Source organism: Micromonospora carbonacea, assembly GCF_014205165.1.
GTDB lineage: Bacteria > Actinomycetota > Actinomycetes > Mycobacteriales > Micromonosporaceae > Micromonospora > Micromonospora carbonacea.
The window spans coordinates 2,942,338-2,968,639 of sequence record NZ_JACHMZ010000001.1 but is presented as its reverse complement, the minus strand read 5'-3'; the positions used below and the strand labels follow the sequence as shown (position 1 = coordinate 2,968,639).

Below are 26,302 nucleotides of genomic sequence, written 5' to 3'. Positions count from 1 at the left end.
GGACGATCATCAGCCGAACCTAGGAGGTCACCGGTGTCGACCGATGCCATCGTCGTGCTCAAAGAGGACCACAAGGAGATGCGCCGCCTGTTCCGGGCCTTCCAGGATGCCCAGGACGGCCCGGCGAGCCAGCGGCAGAAGCTGGTGGGGCAGATCCTGGAGGCCCTCACGGTGCACACCTACCTGGAGAACGAGGTGATGTACCCGGAGGTCCGCAAGCTGCTGCCGGACCTGGAGGACGACATCCTCGAATCGTACGAGGAGCACCACGTCGCCGACCTGCTCTGCGCGGAGCTGGCCGCCATGGACGCCGACGACGACCACTTCAACGCCAAGACCACGGTGCTGATCGAGAACGTGGAGCACCACGTCGAGGAGGAGGAGCAGGAGTGGTTCCCGAAGGTGCGGGAGGCGCTCGCCCGCAAGCAGTTGCAGGAGATCGGCGAGCGGATGATCGCGCTGCGCCCCGACGCCCCGCGCAGCCCGACCGCGCCGAAGGCGATCAAGAAAGCGCTGGACGCGGTCACCGCCTGACACCGCCCGTCCCGCACCCGGGCCGTGGACGGTTGTCGTCACCAGCGGACGGCAACCGTCCACGGTCCGGGGGTCCGGCCGCGAGGCCGGCGGGGCGGGAGCAGGTCCGGGCCGACCAGGTCGGGGGGCGGATCAGTCCGGGGGCGGGAGGATCTGGCGGAGCTGGCCGGGTGGGACGGACCGGCGTCGCCACTCCCGGGGGTAGCCCACCGACACCTCCTCGAAGCGCACCCCGTCGTGCCAGGTCGTGCGGGGGATGTGCAGGTGGCCGTAGACGGCTGCGGCGGCCCCGTAGCGCACGTGCCAGTCGGCGGTGGCGTCGGTGCCGCACCACTGGGCGAAGATCGGGTAGCGCAGGATCCGGGTCGGCTCGCGCACCAGCGGCCAGTGGCTGACCAGCACCGTCGGCAGCGTCGGGTCGCGGGCGTCGAGCCGCGCGGCCGTCTCGGCGAGCCGGGCCGCGCACCAGTCCTGCCGGCTCGGGTACGGGTCCGGGTGCAGCAGGTATTCGTCGGTGCAGACGATGCCGGTGGCGTACGCCTCGGCCAGGGCCGCCTCGCGGGTGTCGATGCCCTCGGGCCGCCAGGTGTAGTCGTAGAGCAGGAACAGCGGCGCGACCAGCGCCGGCCCGCCGGGGCCCCGCCACACCGGGTAGGGGTCCTCCGGGGTGACCACGCCCAGGGCGCGGCAGACGTCGACCAGGTGCCGGTAGCGGGCCACCCCGCGCAGGGTGACGGAGTCGCTCGACGGGGTCCACAGGTCGTGGTTGCCCGGGGCCCACACCACCTTGGCGAAGCGCTGGCTGAGCAGGCCCAGCGCCCATTCGATGTCGGCCACGGTGTCGGCGACGTCGCCCGCGACCAGCAGCCAGTCGCCCGGTGAACGGGGGCGCAGGCCCTCGACGATCGCCCGGTTCTCCGCGTATGTCACATGCAGGTCGCTGATCGCGAGCAGCGCCCCGTCGGCCTCCCCCACCACCGTTCGATCCTACGGGAGCCGCCGCGGGCGTGGGGGCCGCCGAAGGTGGTCCGGCCCGGCCCTCCCCCGGGCCGACCGGGTAGGATCGGCTCGGGCCGTGACTGGCGCGTGGGGATGGACAACCATCGGGAAGCGGTCCCGTCATCAGGACGTCTGCCGAGCGCCTGGGCCTTCCGCACGTCACCAGGAGGTCGCATGTCGTCGCCGAACGCCGAGTCCACCGCCTTCCGCAGCGCCCTCGAGGTGATCCGCGCCGTCGAGCCCCGGGTCGCCGACGCGATCGGGGCGGAGCTGGCCGACCAGCGCGAGTCGCTGAAGCTGATCGCGAGCGAGAACTACGCCTCCCCCGCCACGCTACTGGCGATGGGCAACTGGTTCAGCGACAAGTACGCCGAGGGCACGGTCGGCCGCCGCTTCTACGCCGGCTGCCAGAACGTCGACACCGTCGAGGCGCTCGCCGCCGAGCACGCCCGGGAGCTGTTCGGCGCGTCGCACGCGTACGTGCAGCCGCACTCGGGCATCGACGCCAACCTGGTGGCGTTCTGGGCGATCCTGGCCGACCGGGTGGAGTCCCCGGCCCTGAAGCGGGCCCAGGTGCGCCAGGTCAACGACCTGACCGAGGAGGACTGGTTCGCGCTGCGCCGCGAGCTGGGCGACCAGCGGATGCTCGGCATGTCGCTGGACGCGGGCGGCCACCTCACCCACGGCTTCCGGCCCAACATCTCCGGCAAGATGTTCGACCAGCGCAGCTACGGCACCGACCCGGCGACCGGGCTGATCGACTACGACCGGGTCGCCGAGGCGGCCCGCGAGTTCCGGCCGCTGATCCTGGTCGCCGGCTACTCGGCGTACCCGAGGAAGGTCAACTTCCGGATCATGCGGGAGATCGCCGACTCGGTGGGCGCGACGTTCATGGTCGACATGGCGCACTTCGCCGGCCTGGTGGCCGGCAAGGTGTTCACCGGCGACTTCGACCCGGTGCCGCACGCGCACATCGTCACGACCACCACCCACAAGTCGCTGCGCGGCCCGCGCGGCGGCATGGTGCTGTGCGGCCCGGAGCTGGCCGACCAGGTCGACCGGGGCTGCCCGATGGTGCTCGGCGGCCCGCTGCCGCACGTGATGGCCGCCAAGGCGGTCGCCCTGGCCGAGGCGCGCCGCCCCGACTTCGCCGACTACGCGCAGCGCATCGTCGACAACGCCCAGGCCCTCGCCGAGGGGCTGCTGGGCCGGGGCGCGAAGCTGGTCACCGGCGGCACGGACAACCACCTGGTGCTCATCGACGTCTCCGGCTACGGGCTGACCGGCCGGCAGGCGGAGCAGGCGCTGCTGGACTCGGGCATCGTCACCAACCGCAACGCGGTCCCGCAGGACCCGAACGGCGCATGGTACACCTCGGGCATCCGGATCGGCACGCCCGCCCTGACCACCCGGGGCCTGGGCGCCGCCGAGATGGACGCGACGGCCGAGCTGATCCACACCGTGCTCAGCCAGACCACGCCGGGGTCGAACGCCGACGGCACGCCGTCGAAGGCCAAGTACGTCCTGGACCCGGCCCTGGCCGACAAGGTCAGCCGGCAGGCCACCGACCTCCTGTCGACCCACCCTCTCTACCCCTCGGTCACCCTGACCTGACCGCCCCACCCGCTTGCTGATCAAAAGGAGAGCGCCATCGTCGAGATCGACTTTGACGCTCTCCTTTTGATCGCCGAGGTGGGGCGGCGGGACGCGGGGCCGGGCGGGGGTCAGGCCATGGGGCGCTTGAGGTGGTAGCGGTGGACCTCGGTGCTGCCCTGGACGTTGTTCACGTCCTCGGCGGCGGAGACCAGCTCCCAGCCCTCCCGGCCGGCCCGGTTGAGGTGCGCGATCGCGGTGTCGCCGTACGCGGTGATGTCGGTGCGGGACCCGTCCGGGCCGTACCACACGAACGAGACGTGGAAATTGCGCCCCTGCCCCTGGTAGCGGCGGACCAACAGTGCGTACTCCCATGCGACCATGCCGTCCATTATGGCCGGTCCGCCCGGCCGCGCGGCGCACGGGGGGTGGCGGAACGACGACAGTACGAGATCAGCCCCGGGCCGCCGGGACGGGCGACCGGGCCAGCTCGTCGGCGATCAGCGCAGCGAGCCGGTCGAGGCCGGCGTCGATCTGCCCGGGCGTCACGGCGCTGATCGACAGCCGCAGCGCGGCCACCGGCGCGGTGTCGTCGTAGAAGTGGGCCATCGGCGTCCACAGCACGCCGTAGTCCTCGGCGGAGCGGCGCAGCAGCACGTCGTCGACGGGGAACGGGACGCTCACCACGGCGAAGAAGCCGCCCGCCGGGACGTTCCACCGCACCGGCGACGGGTCGGGGAACCGCCGGGCCAGGCCGTCGACGAGGTGGCGCAGGTTGCGGGCGTACGCGGCGCGCTCGCGGGTGTTGGCGGCGACGAGGCTGCACCCGTGGGCGAGCAGCGCCCCGCCGACGACGGCCTGGGCGATGGCGGAGGTGTTCACCGTGACCATGCTCTTGATCTTGGCGAGCTGGTCGGCGAGCGGCCCGACGGTGCCGTCGGCGTCGCGCACCCGCTGGTCGGCGACGACGTAGCCGACCCGCGCCCCGGGCAGCACGGTCTTGGCGAACGAGCCGAGGTAGACCACCCGCCGCCCGGTGTCGAGGGCCTTGAGCGTGGGCACCCGCCCCGCGCCGTCGGCGTGGAACAGCCCGTACGGGTTGTCCTCGATCAGCAGCAGGTCCTCGGCGGCGGCGAGGTCCAGCAGCCGCCGCCGGTCGGCCAGGCCGATGCTCGCCCCGGACGGGTTGGCGAAGTCCGGCATCACGTAGCAGGCGCGCGGGCGCAGCCCCTCGGCGCGGGCCCGGCGGACCTGCGCGCGCAGGTCCGCCAGGTCGATGCCGGCCGGCCCCCCGGCCACCGGGCGCACCGGCAGGTCCACGAGCCGGGCCGCGCCGGTCAGCCCGACGTAGGTGGGGGCGACGGCGAGCAGCACGTCGGCGGGGCCGGCGCGCAGCGCCCGCAGCACCAGCAGCATCGCCTCCTGGCAGCCGACGGTCACCACGATCGACTCCGGGTCGACGGTGATCTCCTCGTCGACGGCGAGGTTGCGGGCGACGAGGTCGTGGATGATGCCCTTGGTGCGGCCGTACTGGAACAGGGCGCGGTGCACCTGCGCCGGGCCGTAGCCGAGGTCGTCGGCCAGGTGGGCGCGGAAGGTCTCCAGGTGCCGGTGCAGGTCGGCGACGTCGAAGAACTCCTCGTACGGGCGGCCGGCGGCCAGCGACACCGCGTCGGGATAGCGCTGGGCGACCTCGTTGAGGAAGTTCATCGAGTTCAGCGCGGGATCGCCGACCGCCGGGTGCAGGTCGGCCACGTCCAGGTCGGTGTGCGCGCTCAGGTCCACCGGTCGTCCAGCGTCCACGTTCAGCCTTCCGTGATCGTACGCAGGTCGCGGGCCTCCGCCGGGTCGGCGCACCCGGCGAGGGTGAGGGCGTCGCGCAGCTCGGCGGCGAGCAGCGCGAACGCGGCGTCGGCGCCGGCCCGCCCGCCGACGGCCAGCGCCCACAGCAGGGGCCGGCCCACCAGCACTCCCGACGCGCCCAGCGCCAGGGCGCGCAGCACGTCGACGCCGCCGCTGATGCCGCCGTCGACCAGCACCTCGCACCGGTCGCCGACGGCGGTGCGCACCTGCGGCAGCATGGTCAGCCCGGCGGGGGCGGCGTCGAGCTGCCGCCCGCCGTGGTTGGACACCACCACCGCGTCCGCGCCCGCGTCGGCGGCCAGCACCGCGTCGCGGGGGTCGAGGACCCCCTTGACCACCAGCGGCAGGTCCGTGCGCCCCCGCAGCCAGGCGACGTCGGACCAGGTGAGGGCCGAGGCGAACGCGGCGCTGGTGTGCCGGGCCACGGCCGAGGTGCCGGGCGTGCCGGCGTGCGCCAGGTCGTCGCGGCTGCCGGGCAGGTTCGCGGCGGCCACGTGCGGCGGCAGGGCGAACCCGTTGCGGACGTCGCGCAGCCGGGGGCCGAGGATCGGCACGTCGACGGTGAGCATGAGCGCGGTGCACCCGGCCCGCTGCGCCCGGTCCACCAGCTCGCGGACCATCCCCCGGTCCCGCAGCCAGTAGAGCTGGAACCACACCGGCCCGCCGGCCGCCGCGATCTGCTCGATGGTGGCGCTGCTCAGGGTGCTCGCCACGTAGGGCACCCCGGCCGCGCCGGCCGCCGCCGCGAGCGCCGGCTCGCCGTCGGGGTGCACGAGCCGCTGGTACGCCATCGGCGCGACCGCCACCGGCAGGGCCTGCGGCCGGCCGAGCAGCGGGGCGTCGGTGCGGGGCCGGTCGATCCCGCGCAGCATCCGGGGCAGCACGGCGACCCGGTCCAGGGCGGCCCGGTTCGCGGCGAGGGCGGTCTCGGCGCCGCTGCCGCCGGCCACGAAGTCGTACACCTCGGGCGGCAGCGCCGCGCGGGCCAGCGCGGCGAAGTCGGCGAGGCTCGCCGCGAACGGCACCGCACCGGCGGGCCCGGCGGCGGTCGGGGCGGGCGCGGGCGGGGAGAGCGGTTCAGCCATCGACCGCGCCCGCGTCGGCCGGCACCGCCGGGGCGACGCCGAGCCGGTCGCGCAGGAACGCGGCGGCCCGGTCCTGGGCGTGCCGGCCGGCGTCGAACGCCCCCGGCATGGCGAAGAATCCGTGGATCATCCCGGGGTAGCGGGCCAGCTCCACCGGCACCCCCGCCGCGCGCAGCCGGTCGGCGTAGCGCTCCCCCTCCTCGCGCAGCGGGTCGTACTCGGCGGTGATCACCAGGGCCGGCGGCAGGCCGGTCAGATCCTCGGCGAGCAGCGGCGACGCCAGCGGGTTCGCCGCGTCGGCGGGCTCGGGCAGGTAGTGCCCCCGGTACCAGGCCACCGAGTGCCGGTTGAACAGCAGCGGGTCCTGCTCCCCGCCGGGCCCGGCGGACCCAGCGGGATCGGCGGACCCCGCCGGCTCGGCGCGCTCGCGCTGGTCGGTGTTGGGGTAGACCAGCAGTTGGGCGGCCAGCGCCGGCCCGCCGCCGTCGCGGGCCAGCAGGGTCACGGCGGCGGCGAGGTTGCCGCCCGCGCTGTCCCCGCCGACGGCCAGCCGGGCTGGGTCGGCCCCGAACTCGTCGGCGTGCGTGGCGAGCCAGGCCACGGCGGCGTGGCAGTCGTGCACCGCCGCCGGGAACGGGTGCTCGGGGGCGAGCCGGTAGCCGACCGTGACGACCTGGCAGCCCGTGGCGTTGGCCAGCCGGCGGCAGATCCCGTCGGCGGTGTCGACGCTGCCGAGGGTCCAGCCACCGCCGAAGAAGTAGACCAGGGTCGGCAGCGGGCCGTCCCCGGCCGGCCGGTGCACGCGTACCGGCAGGTCACCGGCCGGGCCGGGGACGACCGTGTCGCGTACCGCGTGCACCGGTTCGACGTCGCCGCCCCCGGCCCGGATGGCCGCCAGGTCGGCCGCGCGCGCCTCGGCGAGGGTCTGCGTGTAGAGCGGCGCGACGCCGGCCGCCGCGCGCGCGGCCCGGTACGCGACCACCTGCGGGTCCAGGGGCATGGGTGGGTCTCTCCTCTACTCGCCGGTGGTGACGAACAGCTTGTCGATGCCGCGCAGGAACAGGCTGCCGCTGTAGACGGGCTGCTGGGTGATGCGCAGCCCGGGGAAGCGGGCGAACAGCCGGGGCAGGGCGAGCTGGCCTTCCAGCCGGGACACCGCCGAGCCGAGGCAGAAGTGCAGGCCGACGCCGAAGGCCAGCGACGGCGGGCCGGCGCGGCGCGGGTCGAACCGGTCGGGGTCGGGGAAGCGGGCCGGGTCGCGGTTGGCGGCGGCGATCAGCAGCATCACGTTCTCGCCCTCGGCGACCTGCACGCCGTGCAGGACGGTGTCGCGGGGCGCGGCCCGGGCCAGGAAGTGCACCGGGCTCTGCATGCGCAGCACCTCGTCGACGCAGCCCCGGGTCAGCTCGTCGTCGCCGGGCAGGGCGGCGGTCACGTCGGGGTGCTCCAGCAGCAGCGGCAGGCCGTTGCTGAACATGTAGACGGTGGTGACGAAGCTGGCGTTGAACAGGACGATGAGGTTGCTGATCAGCTCGTCCTCGGTAAGGTCGACGCCGCCGGAGTCGAGCGCCTCGACGAGGCCACTGATCAGGTCCTCGCCGGGGGCGCGGCGGCGCTCGGCGATCCGCTCCCGGTAGTAGCCGCGCAGCTCGGCGGCGGCGGTGTTGGCCTTGGCCAGCCGCTCGGGGGTCGCCCCGGCCACGTCGAGGAAGTCGTCGATCCAGTCGACGCGCTCGCGGTACCAGGGCAGGTCGGCCTCGGGCAGGCCGATGAACTCGGCCATCACCAGCGCCGGGATCGGGTACGCGAAGTCGGCCACGAAGTCGACCTCGGCCCCGCCGGCGCCCGCCTCGGCCATCCGGTCCAGCAGCGTGTCGGTGACCCGGGTGATCACCGGCTCCAGCGCGCCCAGCCGGCGCGGGGTGAACGTCTTGGCGAACACCGCCCGCATCCGGGTGTGGTCGGGCGGGTTGATGAACATCATCGACGACTCGAAGGTGCGCAGGATCTCGTGCTGTTCCCAGCCGGGCGGGGACTGCTTGAGCCACTCCGGGTCGCGCAGCACCTGGTCGACGACGTCGTACCCGCCGGCGACGGCGCTGACGGTGCTGTGCTCGGGGCGGTTCGGGATCTCGCGGATCGGGCCCAGCTCGTGCAGGGCCGCGTAGAAGGGGTACGGGTTCTGCCGGCCCTGGTCGCTGTACAGGCCGGAGAGCAGCTCTTTGACGTCCACGGTGGTGCTTCCTCCCCAGGAAGTTGGCGACGGGGCGACGGGGGTTCACCCCCGCCGCCCCGCCGGTGTCACAGACCGAGCAGGCGCAGCGGCACCGCGTCGGCCATCGCCTGGTTGCCCAGGTCGTTCGGGTGAATGTGGTCACCCGAGTCGTACGCCGGCAGCAGCCGGCTCGGCTGGGCCGGGTCGCGCAGCACCTTGTCGAAGTCGAGCACCCCGTCGAACTCGTGGCTGCCCCGCAGGTACGCGTTGACCGCCTGGCGGGTGGCCTCCTTCTCCGGCGTCCACACGCCCGGGTTGCCGTGCCCCTCGTACGGGGTCAGCGTCGCCACCAGGCTGGTCAGGCCGCGGGCCTTGACCTGCTGGTTGACCTGCCGCAGCGAGGCGATGATCTTCTCCGCGGAGTCGTCCGACATCCAGATGTCGTTGATGCCCAGGTGGGTCACGACGGTCCGCACGCCGGTCTGCGGGAAGACGTCCTCGTTGAGCCGGGCCAGCGCGTTCGGGCCCAGCTCGTAGTAGCCGGGGAAGCCACCCGCGCCGGGCTCGGTGCCCTCGTGGTTGAGCCGGTTGCCGGCCAGGCTGAGGTTGAGCACGCCCGGGGTACGCACGTCGGGGCGGGCGTCGATCAGCCGGTCGGCGAGCAGGTCCGGCCAGCGCCGGTTGGTGTTGACCGTGCTGCCGTTGCCGTCGGCGATGGAGTCGCCGAGGACGACGACCGAGCCGGGGCTGAGCTTGCGCTGCACGTCCACGCCGGACAGGAACATCCAGCAGCAGTCGGGGCGGGTGGTGAAGCCCGTCCCGCCGGCGGCACCGGTGAGGTCGGTGGCGCCGATGAACGTGGTCTGCCGGGACTGGCCGTGGAAGGTCACCGGCCCGGTCAGCTCGGGGAAGTACAGCGTGACGACCAGGTCCTCCTGGTCACCGACCGGGAGGTCGACCGGGTCGCTGAGCAGTTCCCCGCCCTTGTTCATGGTGACCGACGCGGAGCCGTTGAAGGTCAGCTCCTTGACGGTCGGCGCGGCCACGTCCGACAGGTCCGTCGGGGTGGACGTGTCGGGGCGGGCGATGGTGGCCCGGCCGACCTTCACGGCCTGCTCGCCGTAGACGTTGCTCAGCCGCACGCGCAGCCGGGGACCGCCCACGGTGGTGTGCACGATCATCCGGATGCTCTGGTTGTTGAGGCCGGTGTTGGTCAGCCCGACCGTGTTGCCCCGGGTCACCGCGGCGGCCCAGCTGCCCGCCCACACGGGTGCGCCGGGGCGCTTCCCGGTGTCCGGGCCGGCGGTGGCCACCACGGCCGGCGCTCCCACGACCAGCGCCGTGGCCGCAGCGGCGATCACCTGCCATCTCTTCGGGGCCGTTATCAAGCGCCACTTGTTCGGAGTCGACATTGAACCTCCATGTTGGCAGCCCAGGGTCGTCCACTGACGACAGCCTCCTGGACGATGGTCCAGAAACCTAGCCGCGCCCCTGACAGGCGTCAATCAACCTGATCGACAAGATCAAATGACGTCGAGCTGCGGCGGCGCACCGATCGGCCCGGTGCCCGGCGCGGCCGGGCGGCCTACGCTCGAAGGAGGCGGCGGTGCGGTCGCCGAAGCGCGCCGCCGTCGCCGCGTCCCGGCCCCTGAGCTGCCGGGACGCCGCTCGCGGCCGGTCGTCGCGGGCGCCCCGCCGGGCCGCCGCCGACCGCCGCCGGAAGCTGATGGGGGCTGGCGATGACCGACGGTGCCGACCGACCGACCACCTACGTGCACGAGGCGCTGGAGCTGTTCGAGGGCTTCGGCGACCGAGAGGCCCTGGTGGGCGGCGGACGCCGACTGACCTATCTGGACGTGGCCGCGCAGGTGCGCGGCATGGCCGCCGCGCTGACCCGCGGCGGGGTCCGCCCGGGCGACGCCGTGCTGGTGATGCTCGGCAACGCGGTCGAGGGACCGCTGCTCCAGCTCGCCCTGCACCTGTTGGGCTGCCGGACGATGTGGGTCGCCCCGGTCACCTCCCGCCGCGAGGTCGACGACTTCGTCCGGCTGTCCCGGCCGGAGGCGTTCGTCTACGACGCCCGCGACGGCGACGGGCTCGGCCCGCGGATCGCCGCCGACCTGACCGGCGTGCCCGTGTTCTGCCTCGGCCCCGGCGGCGCGGGCCCCGACCTCACCGCCGCCGACCTGAGCGCCGCCGGCCCCACCGCCGCCGACCTGCCCGGCGGCGTGCCGGAGCCGGAGTCGTTCCTCCAGACCAGCGGCACCACCGGCACCCCGAAGCTGGTGCACCACCGGGAGAGCTTCTACCGCCAGGTCCTCGCCCTCGCCGAGGGCTTCCGCTCCGGCGGGATCCCGCTGCTGCGGCACCTGTCCCACTCGCCGATGTGGCTGGCCAGCGGCCAGATCACCACCCTGGTCAACCTGTTCAGCGGCGGCGTGCTGTTCCTGCGCGAACGGTGGGACCCGGCGGCGTTCATCGCCACCGTCGGGCGGGAGCAGATCAACTCGACGTTCGTCACCCCGCCGATGCTCTACGAGGTGCTCGACCACCCCGACCTGCCCGGCGCGGACTTCTCCGCCATGTTCATGTTCAACGTGGGCGCCGGGCCCGCCGCGCCCGCCCGCCTGCGCCAGGCGATCGCCCGCTTCGGCCCGGTCCTGCGCATCGTGTACGGGCTCAGCGAGGCCGTCGTGATCACCGCCCAGCCGGGGCTGACCGAGGACCCGGAGCACCCGGAACGGCTGCGCTCCTGCGGGAAGCCGTACGGGGACGTGGCGGTGCAGATCCGCGACGCCGACGGGGCGGTCCTGCCGGCCGGCGTCGACGGGGAGGTGTGGGTGCGCACGAAACTCAGCTTCGTCGGCTACCACGGCCAGCCCGAGCTGACCGCCGAGACCCTGGTCGACGGCTGGGTACGCACCCGCGACGTCGGCCACCTCGACGCCGACGGCTACCTCTACCTCGTCGACCGGCTCGCCGACCGGATCCTCACCCGGCAGCGGAGCTGGCCGATCTACTCCCGGCCCATCGAGGACGTTCTCGCCGGGCACCCGCAGGTGCGGGCCGCCGCCGTGATCGGGGTGCCCGACGAGGTGGCCGGCGAGCTGCCGTACGCGTACGTGGTGGCGACGCCGGGGGCGACGGTGACGGGGACGGAGCTGATCGACCTGGTCACCGCCGAGCTGAGCGAGACGTGGGCGCCGGGCGCGGTGGAGTTCGTCGACGCGCTGCCGCTGAACCGGTCGGCCAAGGTCGACAAGCTGGCGCTGCGGGCCCGGTACGCCGCCGGCCGCCCCGCCGACCACGTCGGCAGCCCCGCGTGACGACCGAGGCCGTCCCCGGGGCGGCGACAGACGCCGGCTCCCCGGCCGGAGCAGACGCCGGCTCCCCGGCCGGAACGGATGCCGGCCCGCAGACCGGAGCCGACGCCGGTTCCGCGGCCGGCCCGGCGGCCGGGGCGAAGGGAGGCGGCGTGGACCGGGAGCGGGCCGCCGCGCGGCGGGAACTGGTCACCCTCGTCGCCGCCGACCTGATCTCCAACCTGGGCAGCCGCATCTCCGTCATCGCGATCCCGTGGCTGGTGCTGACCACCACGGGCAGCCCCGCGAAGATGGGCATCGTCGCGGCGGCGGAGTTCCTGCCGTACATGCTGTCCAGTTCCCTGGCGACGCCGTGGGCGGACCGGTTCGGGGTGCGCCGCACGTCCATCGTGGTGGACGCGGCGAGCGCGGCGGCCGTGGCGGTGGTGGCGATGACCCCGTGGCTCGGCTTCGGGGCGCTGGTCGCCCTCGTCGCGGTGGCCGGCGGGCTGCGCGGCATCGGCGACCGGGTCAAGCACGTCATGTTCCGGCCGGCGGCGCAGCGCGCCGGGGTGCAGCTGATCCGGCTCACCTCCGCCTACGACGGCCTGGCCCGGGGCGTCACCCTGTTCGGCGCGGTGATCGGGGGCCTGCTCATCGACTGGGTCGGGGTGACCCGGGCCATCTGGATCGACGCGGGCACCTTCGCGCTCTGCGCGCTGCTGGTCGGGCTGCTGGTGCGCCCGCCGGCCGCCGACGCGCCGGCCGCGCCCCGGGAGAGCTACTTCCGGGCCCTGCGCACCGGGTTCGCCTACCTGCGCACCGACCGGGTGCTGCTGGCCATGCTGCTGGTGGTCTCCGCGCTGAACATGATGGCCGCCGCCAACACCGCCGTGTGGATCCCCGTCTGGGTGCGCGACGTGCTCGGCGACCCGGCCGGCTTCGGCCTGGTGCTGGGGGTGTTCGGCGCGGGGGCGCTGCTGGGCAACGTGGTGTTCACGATGGTCGGCCCGAGGCTGCCCCGCACGCTCGTCTTCGCCGTCGGCGCGGCGATGAGCGGCGCGCCCCGGCTGCTGACCATGGCGGTCACCGACCACCTCGTGGTGGTGCTGGTGGTGACGTTCCTGTCCGGCATCGGCATCGCCGCCGTCAACCCGCTGCTGGGGGCCACCCTCTACGAGCGGGTGCCCGACGCGTTGCAGACCCGGGTGCTCGGCATCGCCGGCTCCCTGGCGTTCGTCGGCCTGCCCGTCGGCGCGCTGCTGGGCGGCTGGTCGGTCGCCGTGCTGGGCCTCAAGCCGGCGCTGCTGGTGATGGCGGTGCTGTGCGCGGTGCTGACCGTGGGGCCGCTGCTCGCCGGGCCGCTGCGGGCGGGCCGGTCCCGCCCGGCCGCGCCGCCCGCGCGGCCCGCCGGGTAGGCCGCCGCCCGGCCCCGCCCGCCGGCCCCGCCCGCGCCGTGCCGGGCTGGTGGGGGTATCCGCGCGCCGGGATGCCCCCACTCGGCCGGCATCGCTTCCTCGCATGTTCGCCCCGCGTTCGCCGGCGCGCCCGGGTCGCGTCGGGTGGCACGCCTACCGTGCCGGTCGGGTCGCACCGACTGACTGCCCCGGGCGCGACCGGACCGGCGACCCGCGAGGAGAACCATGCCGTCATCGACCGACACCCCGGTGGCCACCGCCCGGCTCGGCGAAGTGCGCCGGATCGGCGACGCCGCCGGGCACAACGCCTTCACCGACCTGGTCCGGCACCGGGGCCGGTGGCTGTGCGCGTACCGGGAGGCCGCCGGGCACCTCTCCGCAGACGGGGCGATCCGGGTGCTCGCCTCCGCCGACGGCCGGGAGTGGGCCCCCGTCGCCCGGCTGGAGCGGGCGGCCACCGACCTGCGCGACCCCCGGTTCGTGGCCCGGCCCGACGGCCGGCTGCAACTGCTCGCCGCGGCGGTCACCGCGACGGACGCCGGCACCGCCACCACGGCGGGCGACGGCGCGGCCACCGCCACGGCGGACGGCGCGGCCGCCGGCGACGCGGCGGGGCAGGCCGTCGGGCGCGGGGCGGGGCCGGCGAAGGCGTTCCGCACGTTGACCTGGCTGTCGGCCGACGGGCAGCGCTGGGGCGAGCCGACGCCGGTCGGCGAGCGCGACATCTGGGTGTGGCAGGCGGCCTGGCACGGCGGCGCGATGTACGGCGTCGGGTACGCCACCCGGGAGCCCCGGTTCGTCCGGCTCTACCGCAGCGGCGACGGGCTCGACCTGCAACCGGTCGTCGACACCCTCTTCCTCGGCGGCTACCCCAACGAGTCCGGGCTGGTCTTCGGCCCCGACGGCACCGCCACCTGCCTGCTGCGCCGCGACCGGGAGGCGGCCACCGCCCAGCTCGGGCGGGCTCGGCCACCGTACCGGCACTGGACGTGGACCGACCTCGGGGTGCGGGTGGGCGGGCCGGCCCTGCTCGGGCTGCCCGACGGCCGCCTCGTGGCCGGGGTACGCCTGCTCGACGGCGGCCCGCGCACCGCCGTCTGCGCCGTCGACCCGCATCGGGGCGCCCTGACCGAGCTGCTGGCGCTGCCCTCCGGCGGCGACTGCGGCTACCCCGGGCTGGACTGGCACGACGGGGTGCTGCGGGTCAGCTACTACTCCTCCCACGAGGAGCGGACGTGCGTGTACCTGGCCGAGGTGACGCTCGACGGGTAGGGGTGTCGACGCGGCGGGCGGGTCGGCTAGCGTGCCGGTCATGCCGGCGAGCCGCACCGAAGCCACCGACCCGTACTGCCTGCGCGTGGGCGAGAGCGCGCGGCTGCTCGCCGGGCACCCGTGGCGGCGGTTCGTGGTGCTCGGCGACAGCGTCGCCGAGGGGCTGTGCGAGCCCGTCGACGGGTACCCGGACGTGCAGTGGGCCGACCGGATCGCCGCCGAGCTGGACGCGGCCCGCCCCGGGCTGGCGTACCTCAACCTGGGGTTGCGGGGGCTGCGGGCGCACGAGGTGCGCGCCGCCCAGCTCGCCCCGGCGGTGGCGTTCGGCCCGGACCTGGCGCTGGTGGTGTGCGGCGGCAACGACGCGTTCCGCTCCGCCTACGACGCGGACGCCGTCGACGCGGAGCTGGCCGCCATGGTCGCCGGGTTGCAGGAGGCGGGGGCGGACGTGGTGACGGTGGGCATGTTCGACGTGTCGCACAGCCCGGCGGTGCCGGCGCGGCTGCGGGAGGGCCTGGGCGGGCGGATGCGCCGGCTCGCGGCGCACACCCGGGCGCTGGGCGAGCGGCTCGGCACCCTGCACGTGCACCTGACCGACCACCCGGCGGTGGCCGACCCGACGCTCTACAGCGGCGACGGCCGGCACGGCAGCGCCCGCAGCGACGCCATCGCCGCCGCCGAGACGGTCCGCCGCCTCGGCGCGCACCTCGCCGCGCGCCGGTGACCTCCCCCGGCGGCGGCCCTCGGGGAGACCGCCGCCGGGGAGGCGGTCAGTCGGTGAGCAGGATGCCGGTGAGCAGGACCCCGCGCGCGAGGTTGAGCACGCTGTCGCAGCCGGGGAAGCCCACCCGGGCCAGGCCGCCCGAGCCGGTGCGGCCGAACAGGTAGGGCGCGAGGCTGTAGGGGACGTCGGCGGTGACGGTCTCCCCCGTCTCCATCCGCACGAAGTCCATCGCCACCCGGTCGGCGGGCATGTACTCCTGGAGGATGTAGCCGCCCTCGTCGATGGCGGCGCGCAGCCCCTCCTCCCACTTCTGCGGGTCGGTCTCGCGGCCCAGCAGCACGCCGATGCCGGCCGAGCCGTCGGCGGGCTTGGCGACCAGGTCGTGCTGGTCGGCCAGCGCCCGGGGCAGCTCGGCGGCGGTGAGGGCGGTGGTACGCGGGACGTACCGGCGCACGAGCGCCTGGTCGGCCTCGGGCAGGGTGTCGAGGTCCTCCCACAGCCAGGCAAAGTTGATCTTGTTGCCGAGCAGCCAGGCCGCCGTGCTGACGAACATCGGCAGGGTCCCGGCGGCGAGGGCGCCGGCGACCGCGTCCAGCCCCGCGCTGGCGTGCACCCGGTTGGGCACGAAGAGCCGGAACAACGCGTCGACCGGGGCGCCGTCGACGACGAGCCGCTTCTGCTCGTCCAGGGTCGCCAGCTTGAGCTGGGCGATGACCAGGTCGATGCCGAAGTCACGGGCCCGGTCCGCCAGCGGGGACAGGATCTTGAGGAAGAAGTCCGGCGTCTCCAGGCCCGGGTAGTCGGCGTCGAAGTCCAGCAGCAGCGCCACCCGGGCCCCGTCGGCCAGGCCCAGCTCGTCGCGGATCGCCACGAACCGCTGGTCGAGCAGGGACGGGGCGGGCCGCACCGGCAGCCCGTCGAGGATGCCCCGCTCGGCGTAGAGCTTCGCGTACCGGTAGACGACCGTGTCGGCGTCGAAGCCACCGCCGAGGCTGCTGTCGATGTTGTACTCGACGAACTTCGGCACCCCGCCGGAGATCAGCACGTCCGGCCGGTACGCGGCCAGCAGCGCCTCCGACAGCACCTCGTCGGTGTCGAGCAGCTTCGTCTCCTCCGCCGGCACCCCGAGCAGCCGGGTCAGCTCCCCGGCGGTGCGGGCCCGCCGCTGGCACGCCTCCAGGATGAGCTGGGCGATCCGGTCGCAGACCTCGTTCAGCTCGCGGAACGCGTCCGCCGGCATCACCGGGGGCCGGGCCAGCCGCCACGTCTGGTTGTACGTCGCGCAGCCGTAGAAGACCTCCTTCCACGCGCCCGCCCCGGCGGCCACCATCTCCGCCCGGGTCGACTCCGGCAGGTCCTTCCACGCCTGGTCCAGCGGCGGCCAGGGGTAGTTCGGGTCGATCATCACTCGTCCTTCATGGTGAGTTGGATGGCGGCGGTGAGCTGCTCGCGGCCGGGCTGCACGGCCCGGTCCAGCGCCGGGGCGAACGGCAGCACCGCGCCGTCGGGGCGGGTGACCCGCCGGGGCGGCGCGAGCAGCCGCACCCGTTCCACCACGGTCGCGATGATCTCCCCGGCGATCCCGCAGGACCGGTTGGAGTCGTCGACCACGACCAGCCGCCCGGTGCGGGCCACGGACGCGGTCAGCCCGTCCCAGTCGAACGGGTGGAGCGTGCGCGGGTCGAAGACCTCCACCGACACCTGGTCGGCCAGCGCCTCGGCGACGGCGAGCGCGTCGTGCACCAGGTGCCCGACGGCGACCACCGTCACGTCGTCGCCGGCCCGGTGCACCCGTCCCCGCCCGATCGGCACCGGGGCCAGGGCGGCGAAGTCCACGTCGGCGCGCACGTCCATCGCCCCGGCCGGCGCGAAGACCACCACCGGGTCGACGTGCCGGATCGCCGAGACCAGCAGCCCGTACGCGTCGGCCGGGGTGGCCGGGACCACGGTGGTCACCCCGACGTGGGCGAAGAGGCTGTACGGGTGGTCGGAGTGCTGCCCCGCCCACCCGGTGCGCGAGCCGGAGCCCGGCACCAGGTAGGTGACCGGCACCTCGGCCTGCCCGCCCGTCATCAGCGGGAACTTGTGCGCGTGGTTGACGATCTGCTCGAAGACCAGGAACAGCAGGGACGGGATCTGGAACTCCACCACCGGGCGCAGCCCGGCCAGGGCCGCGCCGGTGGCGAAGCTGGTGAACGCCTGCTCCGACAGCGGGGTGTCCCGCACCCGGTCCGGCCCGAACCGCTTCAGCAGCCCGGCGGTGACGTTGGAGGCGGCCACCCGGATGTCCTCGCCGAGCAGGAACACCGACTCGTCGCGGCCCATCTCGTCGGCCAGGGCCCGGGTGAGGGCCTTGCGGTACGACAGCCGTGGCATCAGCCACCTCCCGTCCGGGCGACCAGCCCGCTGGCGTACAGGTGCTCCAGCGCGCCGGCCGGGTCGGGCTCGGGGCTGGCCAGGGCGAACTCCAGGGCCGCGTCGAGGGTCGCCTCGACCTCGGCGTCGACGGCGGCCCGGTCCGCCCCGGACAGCCGGGCGCCCTGGATGTCGACCGGGTCGCGGGACCGGCCGGCGGCCACCTCCTGCGGCGCGCGGTAGTCGAGGCGTACCGCGTGCTCGAAGGTGTGGTGGGCGTCGAACCGGTAGGTGCGGGCCTCGATCAGCTCCGGCCCGCCCCCGGCGCGCATCCGGGCGACGGCGGCGGCGGTGGCGTCGCGTACCGCCTCGGGGTCCTGGCCGTCGACGACGGCCGCCGGCATGCCGAACGCCTCGGCCCGGCCGGGGATCGTGCCGGCCACCGCGCCCTCGACGGGCATGGTGGTGGCGTAGCCGTTGTTCTCGCAGACGAACAGCACCGGCACCCGCCACAGCGCGGCCAGGTTGAACGCCTCCAGCAGCATGCCCTCGTTGACCGCGCCGTCGCCGAAGAACGTGGCCCCGACGAGGTCGTCGCCGCGCCGCCGACGCGCCCACACCGCACCGGTGAGGATCGCGCCGGCGGCGCCGACGATGGCGTTCGCGCCGAGCACCCCGACGGCCAGGTCGGCGGCGTGCATGGAGCCGCCGCGGCCCCGGTTGAGCCCGGTCTCGCGGCCCAGCAGCTCGGCGAGCATGCGGGCCGGGTCGGCCCCCTTGGCGAGCACGTGGCCGTGCCCGCGGTGGGTGCCGGTGACCAGGTCGTCGTCGCGCAGCGCCGCGCAGACCCCGGCGGCGATCCCCTCCTGACCGAGGTACGGGTGGATGCCGCCGACGATCGCCCCGGCGCGGACCAGGTCGACGGCCCGCTCCTCGAACCGGCGGATCAGCCGCACCGTGCGGTACAGCCGGACGGGATCGTCGCGGGTCACGCCGGGCGACCCTCCTTGATCGCGGCGAGGATGTCGTCCCAGAGCCGCGCGCGGGCGGTGAGCGCCAGGTTGACCGTGTCGGCGCACTCCTGCCACTTGGTGTCGTCGTCGCCGCACAGGTCGGCGAGCATCTGCATGGCCATCGGGGTGTGCTGCTCCCCGTCGACCTCGATGTGCCGCTCCAGGTAGTCGACGAACGTGTGCAACTTCTGGCTGCGCTCGTTGACGGCGACGACCTGGGTGAACATGTCGGGGATCAGGTCCTCGCGGCCGAACGCGAACGCCGCCGCCTGGCAGTGCACCGGGGTCGACTCGATGATCTTCCAGGTGGTGGCGGCGAACGCCGCCGACGGGCCGGGCACGCCGGCCTTCACCAGCGCCTCGGTCACCGGCGTGCCGGCGCGCAGCAGGTCGACCAGCGCGTCCACGGCGCCGGTGTCGGCCCCCGCCTCGGCCATGCCCCGCACGTACAGCTCGAAGTGGCTGATGTAGCCCTCGCCGAGCTCGTCGCTCTCCTCGACCATCACGATGTCGTTGATCAGCCGCCGGCTGCCGGTGGGGCCGGTGGGGATCCACGGCACGTCCACGCAGGTGAGCTGCCGCTGCAACGACTTCAGCAGGGACATGAAGTCCCAGACCGCGAAGACGTGGTGCTCCATGAAGGTCACCAGCGCCTCGTGGGTGTCCAGGTTGGCGTAGAGGGGGTGCTTGACCACCACGTCGCGGCGGTCGGTCACCGCCTTCTCCAACCGCTCGATGCCCGGGTGCGTCTTACCCCAGTCGTACCGTGACATTTGTCAGCCTCCCTGCTGGGCGCGGTCGCGCCAGATGACCGGGCAGAAGTCGGGGTCCGCGTAGTCCGGCCGCCCGTCGTGGGTGCGGCGGACCAGCACGTCGTGGTTGTACGCGGCGAGGGTGCCGTCGGAGAGCGGAAACTCCCGGTAGGCGTTCGCGCCGTCCTGCAGGTGCAGCGAGATCGCCCGGCGCGGGCGACCGCTGACGTTCGCGCCGCTGCCGTGGTAGGTGCGGCAGTGGTGGAAACTCACGTGCCCCTTGGGGATCACCATGGGGATCTTGCGGATCTGGGCGTCGTTGTGCGCGGCGTTGCGGGCCAGCATCTCCTCGAGCTGGTCGCGGTCGCGCTCGGCGAAGTGCCGCACGACGGTGTCGTCGGCGCCGATCTCCTTCCACCGGTGCGACCCGTCGACCATGGTGATGGTGCCCATCTCCTCGCCGCAGTCGTGGAACGGGATGAACGCGGTGAGCATGTCCTCCGACGACGAGGACGACCAGTAGTGCTTGTCGAAGTGCCAGGGCACGATGTTCGACGGCTCGCCCTCGATCGGCGGCTTGTAGATCAGCGTGGACTGGAACACCCGGATCTCGGCGGCCCGCGCGAGCCGGGCGGCGACCGCGCCGAGCAGCGGCTTGCGCAGGATCGCGGCGATTCCGTCGTGCTCGTAGTGGACGTAGTCGTTGTGCCGCTGCACCGGGCCCTTCGACGGGTCCCAGTAGGCGAGCTTCGGCGGGCGCGCCGGCAGGGTGCGGTCCCGCTCGCCGTCGTAGTACCGGTCGGTGGCCGCCACCAGGGCGTCCACCTCCTCGTCGGTGAACAGCTTCTTCGACAGGTACCAGCCGTGCTCGGCGTAGTGCCGCACGTCCTCGTCGGACGGCAGCAGCGCCTCCTCCTGCGCGGTCAGCGCCGGGTGGATCTGTGTGGTGGTCATGCCCCAACCCCTTGTGCCGTGCCGGCCGCGACGGCGGGGGTCGCCCCCGCCGCGGCCAGCTCCCGTTCCTTGGCCTCGTAGAGGGCCTTGATGTTGCCGCTGCCGAAGGTCAGCGCCCCGCGTCGCTCGATGAGTTCGAGGAAGAGGGTGCGCCGCACGTGCATCGACTCGGTGAAGATCTGCAGGAGCTGGCCGCCGTGGTCGCGGTCGACCAGGATGCTCAGCTCGCGCAGCCGGTCCAGCGGCGCGTCGACCGGGCCGACCCGCCGCTCCAGGTCGTCGTAGTAGGCCCCGGGGGTGCCGGCGAACCGGACGCCCCGGGAACGCAGCGCGCCGACGGCGGTGACGATGTCGTCGGTGCGCAGCCCCAGGTGCTGCACGCCGGCACCCGCGTGCTCGGTGAGGAACGCGTCGATCTGCCCGGGCCGGTGGCCGCGGTCCGGCTCCAGCAGCACCAGGGTGACCCGCCCGGACGGGCTCTGCACCACTGTGGAGTTCATCGCCTGCCCGGCGACCTCGACGTGCTCGGTGAAGATCTGCGCGAAGCCGAAGACCCGCTCGTAGTGGGCGACGGTCGCGTCGAGCTGCCCCGGCGGCACGCAGATCGCCAGGTGGTCGATCTCGGCGAGCAGGCCGTCGTCGCCGCCGGCCGGCTCGGTGGGCTCGAACGCGCCGGGCAGGAACTCGCGCCGGTCGCCCCGGCGCTCCACCAGCCGGTGCAGCACGTCCCCGAAGCCGGCCACCTCGGCGGTGACGACCTCGGCGTCCGCGCCGGTGCAGGTGGTCGGCGGCGTCACCGGGGTCGCCCCCCGGCCCACCAGTTCCGCGTACGCACCGGCGGCGTCGTCGACCTCCAGCGCCACCACCGCGATGCCGTCGCCGTGCCGCTGCACGTACGCCGACGCCCGGTGCCCGGCGGTCAGCCCGGAGGTGAGCACCATCCGGATGTCGCCCTGGCGCAGCAGCAGCGACCGCTGCCCCGCCAGCCCGGTCTCGGGGCCGCCCTGACCGGCGAGGCGGAACCCGACGGCCGTGCCGAAGTAGAAGGCTGCCTGCCGCGCGTCCCCCACGAAGAGTTCGATGTGATCTATAGAACGGATGTCCATGTACCAGCCCTTCCCCATGTCCCCCCGTGACTGCCGTCCGGGCTCCCCGCCCGGGGTGTTACGCGGGATCACCTCCCGGCGCGGCGGCGCGCGCACCCGCACCGGCGGTGCGCCGCAGCAGCAGGCTCACGTTCTGCCCCCCGAAGCCGAACGAGTTGGTCAGCGCGTGTTCCACGTCGGCCCGCCTGGCCTCCTTGCGGACGTGGTCCGCCGGGCAGGCCGGGTCCGGATCGTCGAGATTCCAGGTCGGCGGCAGCAGTCCCCGGCCCAGCGCCAGCGCGGTGGCGGCGGCCTCCAGCGCCCCGGACGCGCCGAGCAGGTGCCCGGTGAGCGCCTTGGTGGAGCTGACCGGCACCGCGCCCTCGCCGAACACGTCGGTCAGGGCGGTGATCTCGGCGATGTCGCCGAGCTTGGTGCCGGTGCCGTGGGCGTTGACGTAGCCGACGTCGCCGGCCGTCACGCCGCCACCGGCCAGGGCCCGGCGCATGCACTCGGCCGCCCCCGCCCCGTCGGGCCGGGGCGCGGTCGGATGGTGGGCGTCGGTGTTCGCCCCGTAGCCGGCGACCTCGGCGTAGCCGGCCACGCCCCGGGCGGCGGCGTGCTCGGCGCGTTCCAGCACCAGCAGCGCCGCGCCCTCGGCGAGGACGAAGCCGTTGCGGCGGGCGTCGAACGGCCGGCTCGCCTCGGCCGGGTCGGCCCAGCCCCGGGCGAGGGCCCGGGCGTTGCCGAAGGTGTCGGCGAAGGTGGGGAACAGGGGTGCCTCGCTGGCCCCGCAGACCACCACGTCGGCCTCCCCGGCCCGGATCAGCCGGACCGCGTCGGCGACGGCCTGCGCGCCGGAGGCGCACGCCGTGCCGACCGACGAGCTGTAGCCGCGGATGCCGTGGGCGATGGCGATCCGCGCCGCCGGCATGTTCGGCAGGATCCCGGTGAGCAGGTACGGGCTGACGGCCGCCCGGCCCCGCTCGGCCCGCGCCAGCACCTGCCGCTCCAGGGTGGCCATCCCGCCGACGCCGCCGACGATCACCCCGATCCGGGCGGGGTCGACGTCGCGGCCGACCTCGATGCCGGCGTCGGCGAGCGCGTCGGCGGCGGCGAGCAGGGCGAGCACGACGATCCGGTCCAGCACCCGGGTCTCCGGTCCGGACGCGACCGTGCGCGGGTCGATCTCCGGCAGCAGCCCGGCGGCCTCCAGCGACCCGTGGGCCGGGTGCTCCTGCGGCGGGCGGACCAGTCCCGACCGGCCGGCGAGCAGGGCGTCGAGGGTCTCCCCCGCGCCCCGCCCGGCCGGGGTGAGCAGGCCCATCCCGGTGACGAGGGCAGTCACGACGACGACTCGGTCAGGTAGCGCTCGCGCAGCGCCACCTTGCGGACCTTGCCGGTGACGGTGACCGGGATGTCCTCGGAGCGCACCGGCACCACCCGGCGCAGGGTCGCCCCGACGTCCGCGCCGAGCGCGGCGCGCACCGCCTCGGTGCGGTCGACGCCCGGGTCGGCCCCGGCCGCCAGCTCCAGCAGCACGTCGGTGACGACGCGGTCGTCCTCCTTGACGATCACCACCGTGCAGTCGGTGACGTCGGGGCAGGCGGCGAGGACCCGTTCCTCGGACAGGGCGGTGAAGAAGCGCCGGCCGTCGCCGACCTCGACGGAGTCGACGGCCCGGTCCAGGTGGTAGTAGCGCCCGTCGGCGTCGGCGTAGACCAGGTCGCCGGTGAGGTACCAGCCGCGCAGCCGGAACCGGTAGGTGGTGACCGAGTCGTTCCAGTAGCCCCGGAACAGCGACGGCGAGTCGATGCCGAGGAAGCCGACCTGGCCCGGGGGCAGCTCGTTGCCGTCGGCGTCGAGCACGGCGACCTTCGTGAACTGGTACGGGCGGCCCACGCAGCGGCCGTACCGGTCGGTGTCGGCGGTGTGCGTGATGTGGAACATCGAGTGGCCCATCTCGCTGGAGCCCAGCCCGTCGATGAACACGGAGCCGGGCACCCGCGCCACGCCCTGCCGGGTCACGGTGTCCCGCGAGCCGACCGCGACGAGCCGGCGCACGTGCGGCTCGTGCGAGCAGTCGCCGGTGTTGAACCACAGCCGCACCGAGTCCAGGTCGTACGCGGACAGGTCGAACCGGGCCAGCTCCGCCCAGGTGACGGAGAACCCGAACACGCCGTCGGGCCGCCACCGCTGGATCGCGTCGAGGACCCGCTCGCCGCCCTGGTCGGACAGCAGGAACATCTCCGCCCGGTTGCCCAGCGCCTGGTTGACCATGAGCACGGTCGCGGTGTGCGGGGCGGGCAGCGCGTTGAGGATGCGGCGGGTGCCCTGCGCCTGCGGCATCGACAGCAGGTGCCGGGTGGCGGCGAACAGGCTCGCGTGCGAGTGCAGCACGGCCTTGGGCACGCCGGTGGTGCCGGAGGTGTGGGTGATGACGATCGGGTCGTCGGGGTGGTGCCGGTAGTGGGCCCCCGCGGCGGCCGGGTCGCCCGTGCCGGCGTCGGCGGGCGTGCCGAGCAGCGGCGCGCCGAGGTCGTGCCCGGCCAGCAGCTCGGTGTGCGCGGCGTCGGCGAGGACGCCCGCGCCGCGCAGCCGGCGGATGTACTCGGCGGCGATCTCCGGGCGCAGCTTGCCGTTCATCAGCGCGGGGATCGCGCCGAGGCGGGTCAGCGCCAGGAAGCTGAGCACCATGTCGGCGGCGGCGGTGGCCCAGACGGCGACGGGGTCGCGGGGCTTGACGCCCCGGGCGCGCAGCCAGGCGGCGCGGGCGGCGACCCGCTCGTCGAGCTGGCCGAGCGTCAGCGGGCGCTCGGCGGGGTGCCCGTCGACCTCCGTGTCGAAGGTCAGGCCGGGGCCGTCCGGGTCGGCGCCGTGCGCCAGCACCCGGGCCAGCACGTTGCCGGCGCCCAGCTCGGTGTCGGCGGCCAGCAGGCCGCGCAGTCCCTTGGTCCTCATGATGCGTCTCCTCCCCCCAGCAGCACCGCGACGGCGGCGGTGCCGGGCGGGTCGCCCGGCACTGCGGCCTCGACGCCCGCACCGGCGTCGTCGGGTGCCTGTTCGATCAGAATCAGCAGTGCCTCGTCGGCGTCGCCGTCGCTCAGCAGCAGTTCGGCCTCGGCCGTGCCCTCGGCCAGCGGGTCCCCGGTCGGGGCGAGGCAGACCACCGGCCCGCCCAGCCCCCAGCGCGCGGCGACGTGCCCGGCGACGCTGTTGGGCACCGACTGGAAGAAGAACAGCGGCCCGGGTCGCCCCCCGGCGGCGACCGTGGCGTGCACGTGGTCGGCGCTGGCCCGGTCCCCGGCGGCGCTGACCAGCACCACCGCGGTGCGCCCGCCGGCCGGTTCCGGGGCCGGTCGCCCGCCGTGGCGTCGGGTGAGGCACCGGTCGGCGACGGCCGCGACGACCGGGCTGAACCGCGAGTGCACGAACCCGGGCAGGGTCGGCGGGTCGGCGTCGCCCGGCTCCGGCCAGCTCGCCCGCGCGAGCACTCGCAGCCGGCCGTCCGTCGTCGTCGGCAGTTCCCCGGAGCCGGTCATGCCGCACCTACCAGCAGGGCGGTGTTGGCCCCGCCGAACGCCGCGTTGAGGCTCACCGCGTAACCGGTGGCGGCGGGGCGGGGCGCGTCGCGGATGACGTCGAGCGGGCACGCCTCGTCGGGGCCGAGCCAGCCGGCGTTGACCGGCAGCTTCCCATGCCGCACGGCCAGCACGGTCACCACCAGCTCCAGCAGCCCGGACGCCTCCAGCGCGTGCCCGTGCAGCGCCTTGGTGGAGCTGACCGGCACCTGGTGCGCGTGCTCGCCCCAGGCCAGCCGCAGCGCCGCCGCCTCGGCCGCGTCGCTGTAGCCGGTGCCGGTGGCGTTGGCGTTGACGTACCCAATGTCCTCGGGTCGCAGGCCGGCGCGGCGCAGGGCCGCGCCGAGCGCGCGGGCCAGGCCGCGCCCCTGCGGGTCGGGCTGGCAGGGGTGATAGGCGTCGCCGGCCCGGCCCCAGCCGAGCACCGAGGCCAGCGTCGGCGCGTCCCGCCGGGCCGCCGCGTCGGCGGACTCCAGCACCACGGCGGCCACGCCGTCGCCGAGCAGCAGCCCGCGCCGCCCGGCGCTGAACGGGCGGACCGCGCCGTCGGTGGCGAGGGCCCGGCCGGCGTCGAAGAGCGCGTACTGGTCGGGTTCGACCAGGTACCCGGCGGCGACGACGACCCGGTCGACGACGCCGCGGCCGATCAGCGCGGCGGCGTCGGCGACCGCGGTGGACGCGGACACGCAGGCGCTGGTGTAGACCCGGGGCGCACCGGCCAGCCCGCACCGGCGGGCCAGCTCCCCGGCCAGCGGCGGCACGCCCGCGCCACCGTGGGCGGCGAGCAGCAGCGGCGCGGCGGCCCGGGCGGCGGTGTCGAGCCCGGCGGCGGCGCACGCGGTGTGCACCGCCTCGGTCAGCTCGTCGGCCAGCGGGCCGACGTCGGCCAGGGTGGCCGCCACACCGACGCGGCGGGCGCTGGTGTCGAAGCGGCCGACGGGCCGGAACGCGGGGGCTCCGGCGAGCACCCCGGCGAGCTGGGCGTCGGCGCCCCTGCCGAGGGCGCTGAGCGCGTGGACACCGGTGATCCGTACGGGGGCCCGCTCAGCCATCTGCGGGGGCGGTCAGGCAGGTGTGGAACACCGCCAGGGCGTCGTCGACCGTCCGGATGCCGGCGAGCTGGTCGTCGGTGAGGTCGAGCCGGCGGTCGTAGCGTTGTTCGACGAGGTGGACCAGCCAGGCGAGCTCCATCGAGCCCACCCGGTCGGACACCTGGCCGGCCGGCTTCGCGGTCATCTCGGCGAGCATCGTCAGCAGGTCAGCTCGCCCCAGGTCGGGCTGACCGGCCATCAGGAGTTGCCGTCGGCCGTCGCGGCGACCCGGTCGGCGACCATCGTGGTGAACTCGCCGACCGTCATCAGCGCCAGCTTCTCGGACTCGTCGTCGGCGAACTTCAGGCCGTAGCGGTCCTCGACGCGGACGGCCAGGTCGGCCAGGGCCAGCGACTCCAAATCGACGCCGGCCGGGCCGAGGGTGGTGTCGTCGTCGATGCCGTCGACGTCGTAGTTCATGTCGTCGAGCTGGGAGATGACGAAGGCACGGACCTCGTCGCGCATT

General features: G+C 74.8%; 25 protein-coding genes and 1 riboswitch. Of the genes, 6 read left to right on the top strand and 19 right to left on the bottom strand.

The features are described 5' to 3' along the window. Positions 1 to 33: 33 nt before the first annotated feature. Complete coding sequence (locus HDA31_RS12890; protein ID WP_178065246.1) at positions 34 to 534, top strand: hemerythrin domain-containing protein; 501 nt, start codon at positions 34 to 36, stop codon at positions 532 to 534. Positions 535 to 666: 132 nt separating this feature from the next. On the opposite strand, the gene HDA31_RS12885 is transcribed toward HDA31_RS12890, so the two are convergent. After that, a complete protein-coding gene (locus HDA31_RS12885) occupies positions 667 to 1,512 on the bottom strand; it encodes a metallophosphoesterase family protein (protein ID WP_178065245.1) in 846 nt (281 codons plus the stop codon). An 87-nt stretch (positions 1,513 to 1,599) separates the two neighbouring features. After that, a riboswitch (ZMP/ZTP riboswitch) is annotated at positions 1,600 to 1,689 on the top strand. A gap of 18 nt (positions 1,690 to 1,707) precedes the next feature. Between HDA31_RS12885 and HDA31_RS12880 the strand changes: the two genes are divergently transcribed. Further along, positions 1,708 to 3,147 (top strand): glycine hydroxymethyltransferase, encoded by a 1,440-nt coding sequence (locus tag HDA31_RS12880; protein WP_178065244.1) that lies wholly within the window; start codon positions 1,708 to 1,710, stop codon positions 3,145 to 3,147. A gap of 110 nt (positions 3,148 to 3,257) precedes the next feature. Here HDA31_RS12880 and HDA31_RS12875 read toward each other — a convergent pair whose 3' ends face one another. The 6 genes from HDA31_RS12875 to HDA31_RS12850 form a co-directional block, all read right to left on the bottom strand. Continuing rightward, positions 3,258 to 3,518, bottom strand: a complete 261-nt coding sequence (locus HDA31_RS12875; protein WP_074477232.1) for a hypothetical protein — start codon at positions 3,516 to 3,518, stop codon at positions 3,258 to 3,260. Positions 3,519 to 3,579: 61 nt separating this feature from the next. Then, complete coding sequence (locus HDA31_RS12870) at positions 3,580 to 4,983, bottom strand: aminotransferase-like domain-containing protein (RefSeq protein ID WP_376701382.1); 1,404 nt, start codon at positions 4,981 to 4,983, stop codon at positions 3,580 to 3,582. After that, positions 4,932 to 6,074, bottom strand: a complete 1,143-nt coding sequence (locus tag HDA31_RS12865; protein WP_246383916.1) for an alpha-hydroxy acid oxidase — start codon at positions 6,072 to 6,074, stop codon at positions 4,932 to 4,934. Before HDA31_RS12865 ends, HDA31_RS12870 begins: the two co-directional genes overlap by 52 nt. Further along, positions 6,067 to 7,074 (bottom strand): LipP1 family hormone-sensitive lipase, encoded by a 1,008-nt coding sequence (gene lipP1, locus HDA31_RS12860; protein ID WP_178065243.1) that lies wholly within the window; start codon positions 7,072 to 7,074, stop codon positions 6,067 to 6,069. Before lipP1 ends, HDA31_RS12865 begins: the two co-directional genes overlap by 8 nt. Before the next feature lie 15 nt (positions 7,075 to 7,089). Further along, on the bottom strand, positions 7,090 to 8,307 hold the full coding sequence (locus HDA31_RS12855; protein WP_178065242.1) for a cytochrome P450: 1,218 nt from the start codon (positions 8,305 to 8,307) through the stop codon (positions 7,090 to 7,092). Between the two features lie 68 nt (positions 8,308 to 8,375). Beyond that, positions 8,376 to 9,647 carry an SGNH/GDSL hydrolase family protein gene (locus HDA31_RS12850; protein WP_178067520.1) on the bottom strand — a complete coding sequence of 424 codons (1,272 nt, stop codon included), beginning with the start codon at positions 9,645 to 9,647 and terminating at the stop codon, positions 8,376 to 8,378. A gap of 381 nt (positions 9,648 to 10,028) precedes the next feature. On the opposite strand from HDA31_RS12850, the gene HDA31_RS12845 reads away from it, so the two are divergent. The 4 genes from HDA31_RS12845 to HDA31_RS12830 all read left to right on the top strand — a co-directional run bounded on the left by HDA31_RS12845 (position 10,029) and on the right by HDA31_RS12830 (position 15,005). Beyond that, complete coding sequence (locus tag HDA31_RS12845; RefSeq protein ID WP_178065241.1) at positions 10,029 to 11,615, top strand: AMP-binding protein; 1,587 nt, start codon at positions 10,029 to 10,031, stop codon at positions 11,613 to 11,615. A gap of 149 nt (positions 11,616 to 11,764) precedes the next feature. Further along, positions 11,765 to 13,009 carry an MFS transporter gene (locus tag HDA31_RS12840; protein ID WP_178065240.1) on the top strand — a complete coding sequence of 415 codons (1,245 nt, stop codon included), beginning with the start codon at positions 11,765 to 11,767 and terminating at the stop codon, positions 13,007 to 13,009. 225 nt (positions 13,010 to 13,234) lie between these two features. Continuing rightward, on the top strand, positions 13,235 to 14,281 hold the full coding sequence (locus tag HDA31_RS12835) for an exo-alpha-sialidase (protein WP_178065239.1): 1,047 nt from the start codon (positions 13,235 to 13,237) through the stop codon (positions 14,279 to 14,281). 40 nt (positions 14,282 to 14,321) lie between these two features. Then, positions 14,322 to 15,005: an SGNH/GDSL hydrolase family protein gene (locus HDA31_RS12830; RefSeq protein ID WP_178065238.1), complete on the top strand. Its 684-nt coding sequence runs from the start codon at positions 14,322 to 14,324 to the stop codon at positions 15,003 to 15,005. Positions 15,006 to 15,051: 46 nt separating this feature from the next. Here the strand turns inward: HDA31_RS12830 and HDA31_RS12825 are convergent, their stop codons facing one another. The 12 genes from HDA31_RS12825 to HDA31_RS12770 are packed head-to-tail and all read right to left on the bottom strand — an operon-like array spanning position 15,052 to position 26,301. Next, positions 15,052 to 16,410: an ATP-grasp domain-containing protein gene (locus HDA31_RS12825; protein WP_178065237.1), complete on the bottom strand. Its 1,359-nt coding sequence runs from the start codon at positions 16,408 to 16,410 to the stop codon at positions 15,052 to 15,054. Next, positions 16,410 to 17,381 (bottom strand): alpha-ketoacid dehydrogenase subunit beta, encoded by a 972-nt coding sequence (locus tag HDA31_RS12820; RefSeq protein ID WP_178065236.1) that lies wholly within the window; start codon positions 17,379 to 17,381, stop codon positions 16,410 to 16,412. Before HDA31_RS12820 ends, HDA31_RS12825 begins: the two co-directional genes overlap by 1 nt. Further along, positions 17,381 to 18,352 (bottom strand): thiamine pyrophosphate-dependent dehydrogenase E1 component subunit alpha, encoded by a 972-nt coding sequence (locus tag HDA31_RS12815; protein ID WP_178065235.1) that lies wholly within the window; start codon positions 18,350 to 18,352, stop codon positions 17,381 to 17,383. Before HDA31_RS12815 ends, HDA31_RS12820 begins: the two co-directional genes overlap by 1 nt. Beyond that, positions 18,349 to 19,146 carry a DUF3050 domain-containing protein gene (locus HDA31_RS12810; RefSeq protein WP_178065234.1) on the bottom strand — a complete coding sequence of 266 codons (798 nt, stop codon included), beginning with the start codon at positions 19,144 to 19,146 and terminating at the stop codon, positions 18,349 to 18,351. Before HDA31_RS12810 ends, HDA31_RS12815 begins: the two co-directional genes overlap by 4 nt. Positions 19,147 to 19,149: 3 nt before the next feature. Continuing rightward, entirely contained in the window at positions 19,150 to 20,079 is a 930-nt protein-coding gene (locus HDA31_RS12805) for a phytanoyl-CoA dioxygenase family protein (RefSeq protein ID WP_178065233.1), read from the bottom strand. Beyond that, complete coding sequence (gene hppD, locus HDA31_RS12800; RefSeq protein WP_178067518.1) at positions 20,076 to 21,185, bottom strand: 4-hydroxyphenylpyruvate dioxygenase; 1,110 nt, start codon at positions 21,183 to 21,185, stop codon at positions 20,076 to 20,078. Before hppD ends, HDA31_RS12805 begins: the two co-directional genes overlap by 4 nt. 58 nt (positions 21,186 to 21,243) lie before the next feature. Next, positions 21,244 to 22,512 carry a beta-ketoacyl-[acyl-carrier-protein] synthase family protein gene (locus tag HDA31_RS12795; RefSeq protein ID WP_178065232.1) on the bottom strand — a complete coding sequence of 423 codons (1,269 nt, stop codon included), beginning with the start codon at positions 22,510 to 22,512 and terminating at the stop codon, positions 21,244 to 21,246. Next, positions 22,509 to 24,125 (bottom strand): class I adenylate-forming enzyme family protein, encoded by a 1,617-nt coding sequence (locus HDA31_RS12790; RefSeq protein WP_178065231.1) that lies wholly within the window; start codon positions 24,123 to 24,125, stop codon positions 22,509 to 22,511. Before HDA31_RS12790 ends, HDA31_RS12795 begins: the two co-directional genes overlap by 4 nt. Beyond that, complete coding sequence (locus HDA31_RS12785; RefSeq protein WP_074477219.1) at positions 24,122 to 24,706, bottom strand: beta-ketoacyl synthase chain length factor; 585 nt, start codon at positions 24,704 to 24,706, stop codon at positions 24,122 to 24,124. Before HDA31_RS12785 ends, HDA31_RS12790 begins: the two co-directional genes overlap by 4 nt. Beyond that, a complete protein-coding gene (locus HDA31_RS12780; RefSeq protein WP_178065230.1) occupies positions 24,703 to 25,797 on the bottom strand; it encodes a beta-ketoacyl synthase N-terminal-like domain-containing protein in 1,095 nt (364 codons plus the stop codon). The genes HDA31_RS12785 and HDA31_RS12780 overlap by 4 nt, the downstream gene beginning before the upstream one ends. Further along, positions 25,790 to 26,035: an acyl carrier protein gene (locus HDA31_RS12775; RefSeq protein ID WP_178065229.1), complete on the bottom strand. Its 246-nt coding sequence runs from the start codon at positions 26,033 to 26,035 to the stop codon at positions 25,790 to 25,792. Before HDA31_RS12775 ends, HDA31_RS12780 begins: the two co-directional genes overlap by 8 nt. Further along, complete coding sequence (locus HDA31_RS12770; protein ID WP_043968887.1) at positions 26,035 to 26,301, bottom strand: acyl carrier protein; 267 nt, start codon at positions 26,299 to 26,301, stop codon at positions 26,035 to 26,037. Before HDA31_RS12770 ends, HDA31_RS12775 begins: the two co-directional genes overlap by 1 nt. Position 26,302 lies beyond the last annotated feature (1 nt).

Excerpts from the sequence above, each read along its gene's own strand:
- lipP1 (WP_178065243.1), bottom strand. The coding sequence starts at position 7,074 with ATGCCCCTGGACCCGCAGGTGGTCGCGTACCGGGCCGCGCGCGCGGCG.
- hppD (WP_178067518.1), bottom strand. The coding sequence starts at position 21,185 with ATGGACATCCGTTCTATAGATCACATCGAACTCTTCGTGGGGGACGCG.
- HDA31_RS12880 (WP_178065244.1), top strand. The coding sequence starts at position 1,708 with ATGTCGTCGCCGAACGCCGAGTCCACCGCCTTCCGCAGCGCCCTCGAG.
- HDA31_RS12780 (WP_178065230.1), bottom strand. The coding sequence starts at position 25,797 with ATGGCTGAGCGGGCCCCCGTACGGATCACCGGTGTCCACGCGCTCAGC.
- HDA31_RS12835 (WP_178065239.1), top strand. The coding sequence starts at position 13,235 with ATGCCGTCATCGACCGACACCCCGGTGGCCACCGCCCGGCTCGGCGAA.
- HDA31_RS12770 (WP_043968887.1), bottom strand. The coding sequence starts at position 26,301 with ATGCGCGACGAGGTCCGTGCCTTCGTCATCTCCCAGCTCGACGACATG.
- HDA31_RS12810 (WP_178065234.1), bottom strand. The coding sequence starts at position 19,146 with ATGTCACGGTACGACTGGGGTAAGACGCACCCGGGCATCGAGCGGTTG.
- HDA31_RS12875 (WP_074477232.1), bottom strand. The coding sequence starts at position 3,518 with ATGGACGGCATGGTCGCATGGGAGTACGCACTGTTGGTCCGCCGCTAC.
- HDA31_RS12805 (WP_178065233.1), bottom strand. The coding sequence starts at position 20,079 with ATGACCACCACACAGATCCACCCGGCGCTGACCGCGCAGGAGGAGGCG.
- HDA31_RS12820 (WP_178065236.1), bottom strand. The coding sequence starts at position 17,381 with ATGCCACGGCTGTCGTACCGCAAGGCCCTCACCCGGGCCCTGGCCGAC.
- HDA31_RS12830 (WP_178065238.1), top strand. The coding sequence starts at position 14,322 with ATGCCGGCGAGCCGCACCGAAGCCACCGACCCGTACTGCCTGCGCGTG.
- HDA31_RS12775 (WP_178065229.1), bottom strand. The coding sequence starts at position 26,035 with ATGGCCGGTCAGCCCGACCTGGGGCGAGCTGACCTGCTGACGATGCTC.
- HDA31_RS12845 (WP_178065241.1), top strand. The coding sequence starts at position 10,029 with ATGACCGACGGTGCCGACCGACCGACCACCTACGTGCACGAGGCGCTG.
- HDA31_RS12785 (WP_074477219.1), bottom strand. The coding sequence starts at position 24,706 with ATGACCGGCTCCGGGGAACTGCCGACGACGACGGACGGCCGGCTGCGA.
- HDA31_RS12865 (WP_246383916.1), bottom strand. The coding sequence starts at position 6,074 with ATGGCTGAACCGCTCTCCCCGCCCGCGCCCGCCCCGACCGCCGCCGGG.
- HDA31_RS12790 (WP_178065231.1), bottom strand. The coding sequence starts at position 24,125 with ATGAGGACCAAGGGACTGCGCGGCCTGCTGGCCGCCGACACCGAGCTG.
- HDA31_RS12825 (WP_178065237.1), bottom strand. The coding sequence starts at position 16,410 with ATGATCGACCCGAACTACCCCTGGCCGCCGCTGGACCAGGCGTGGAAG.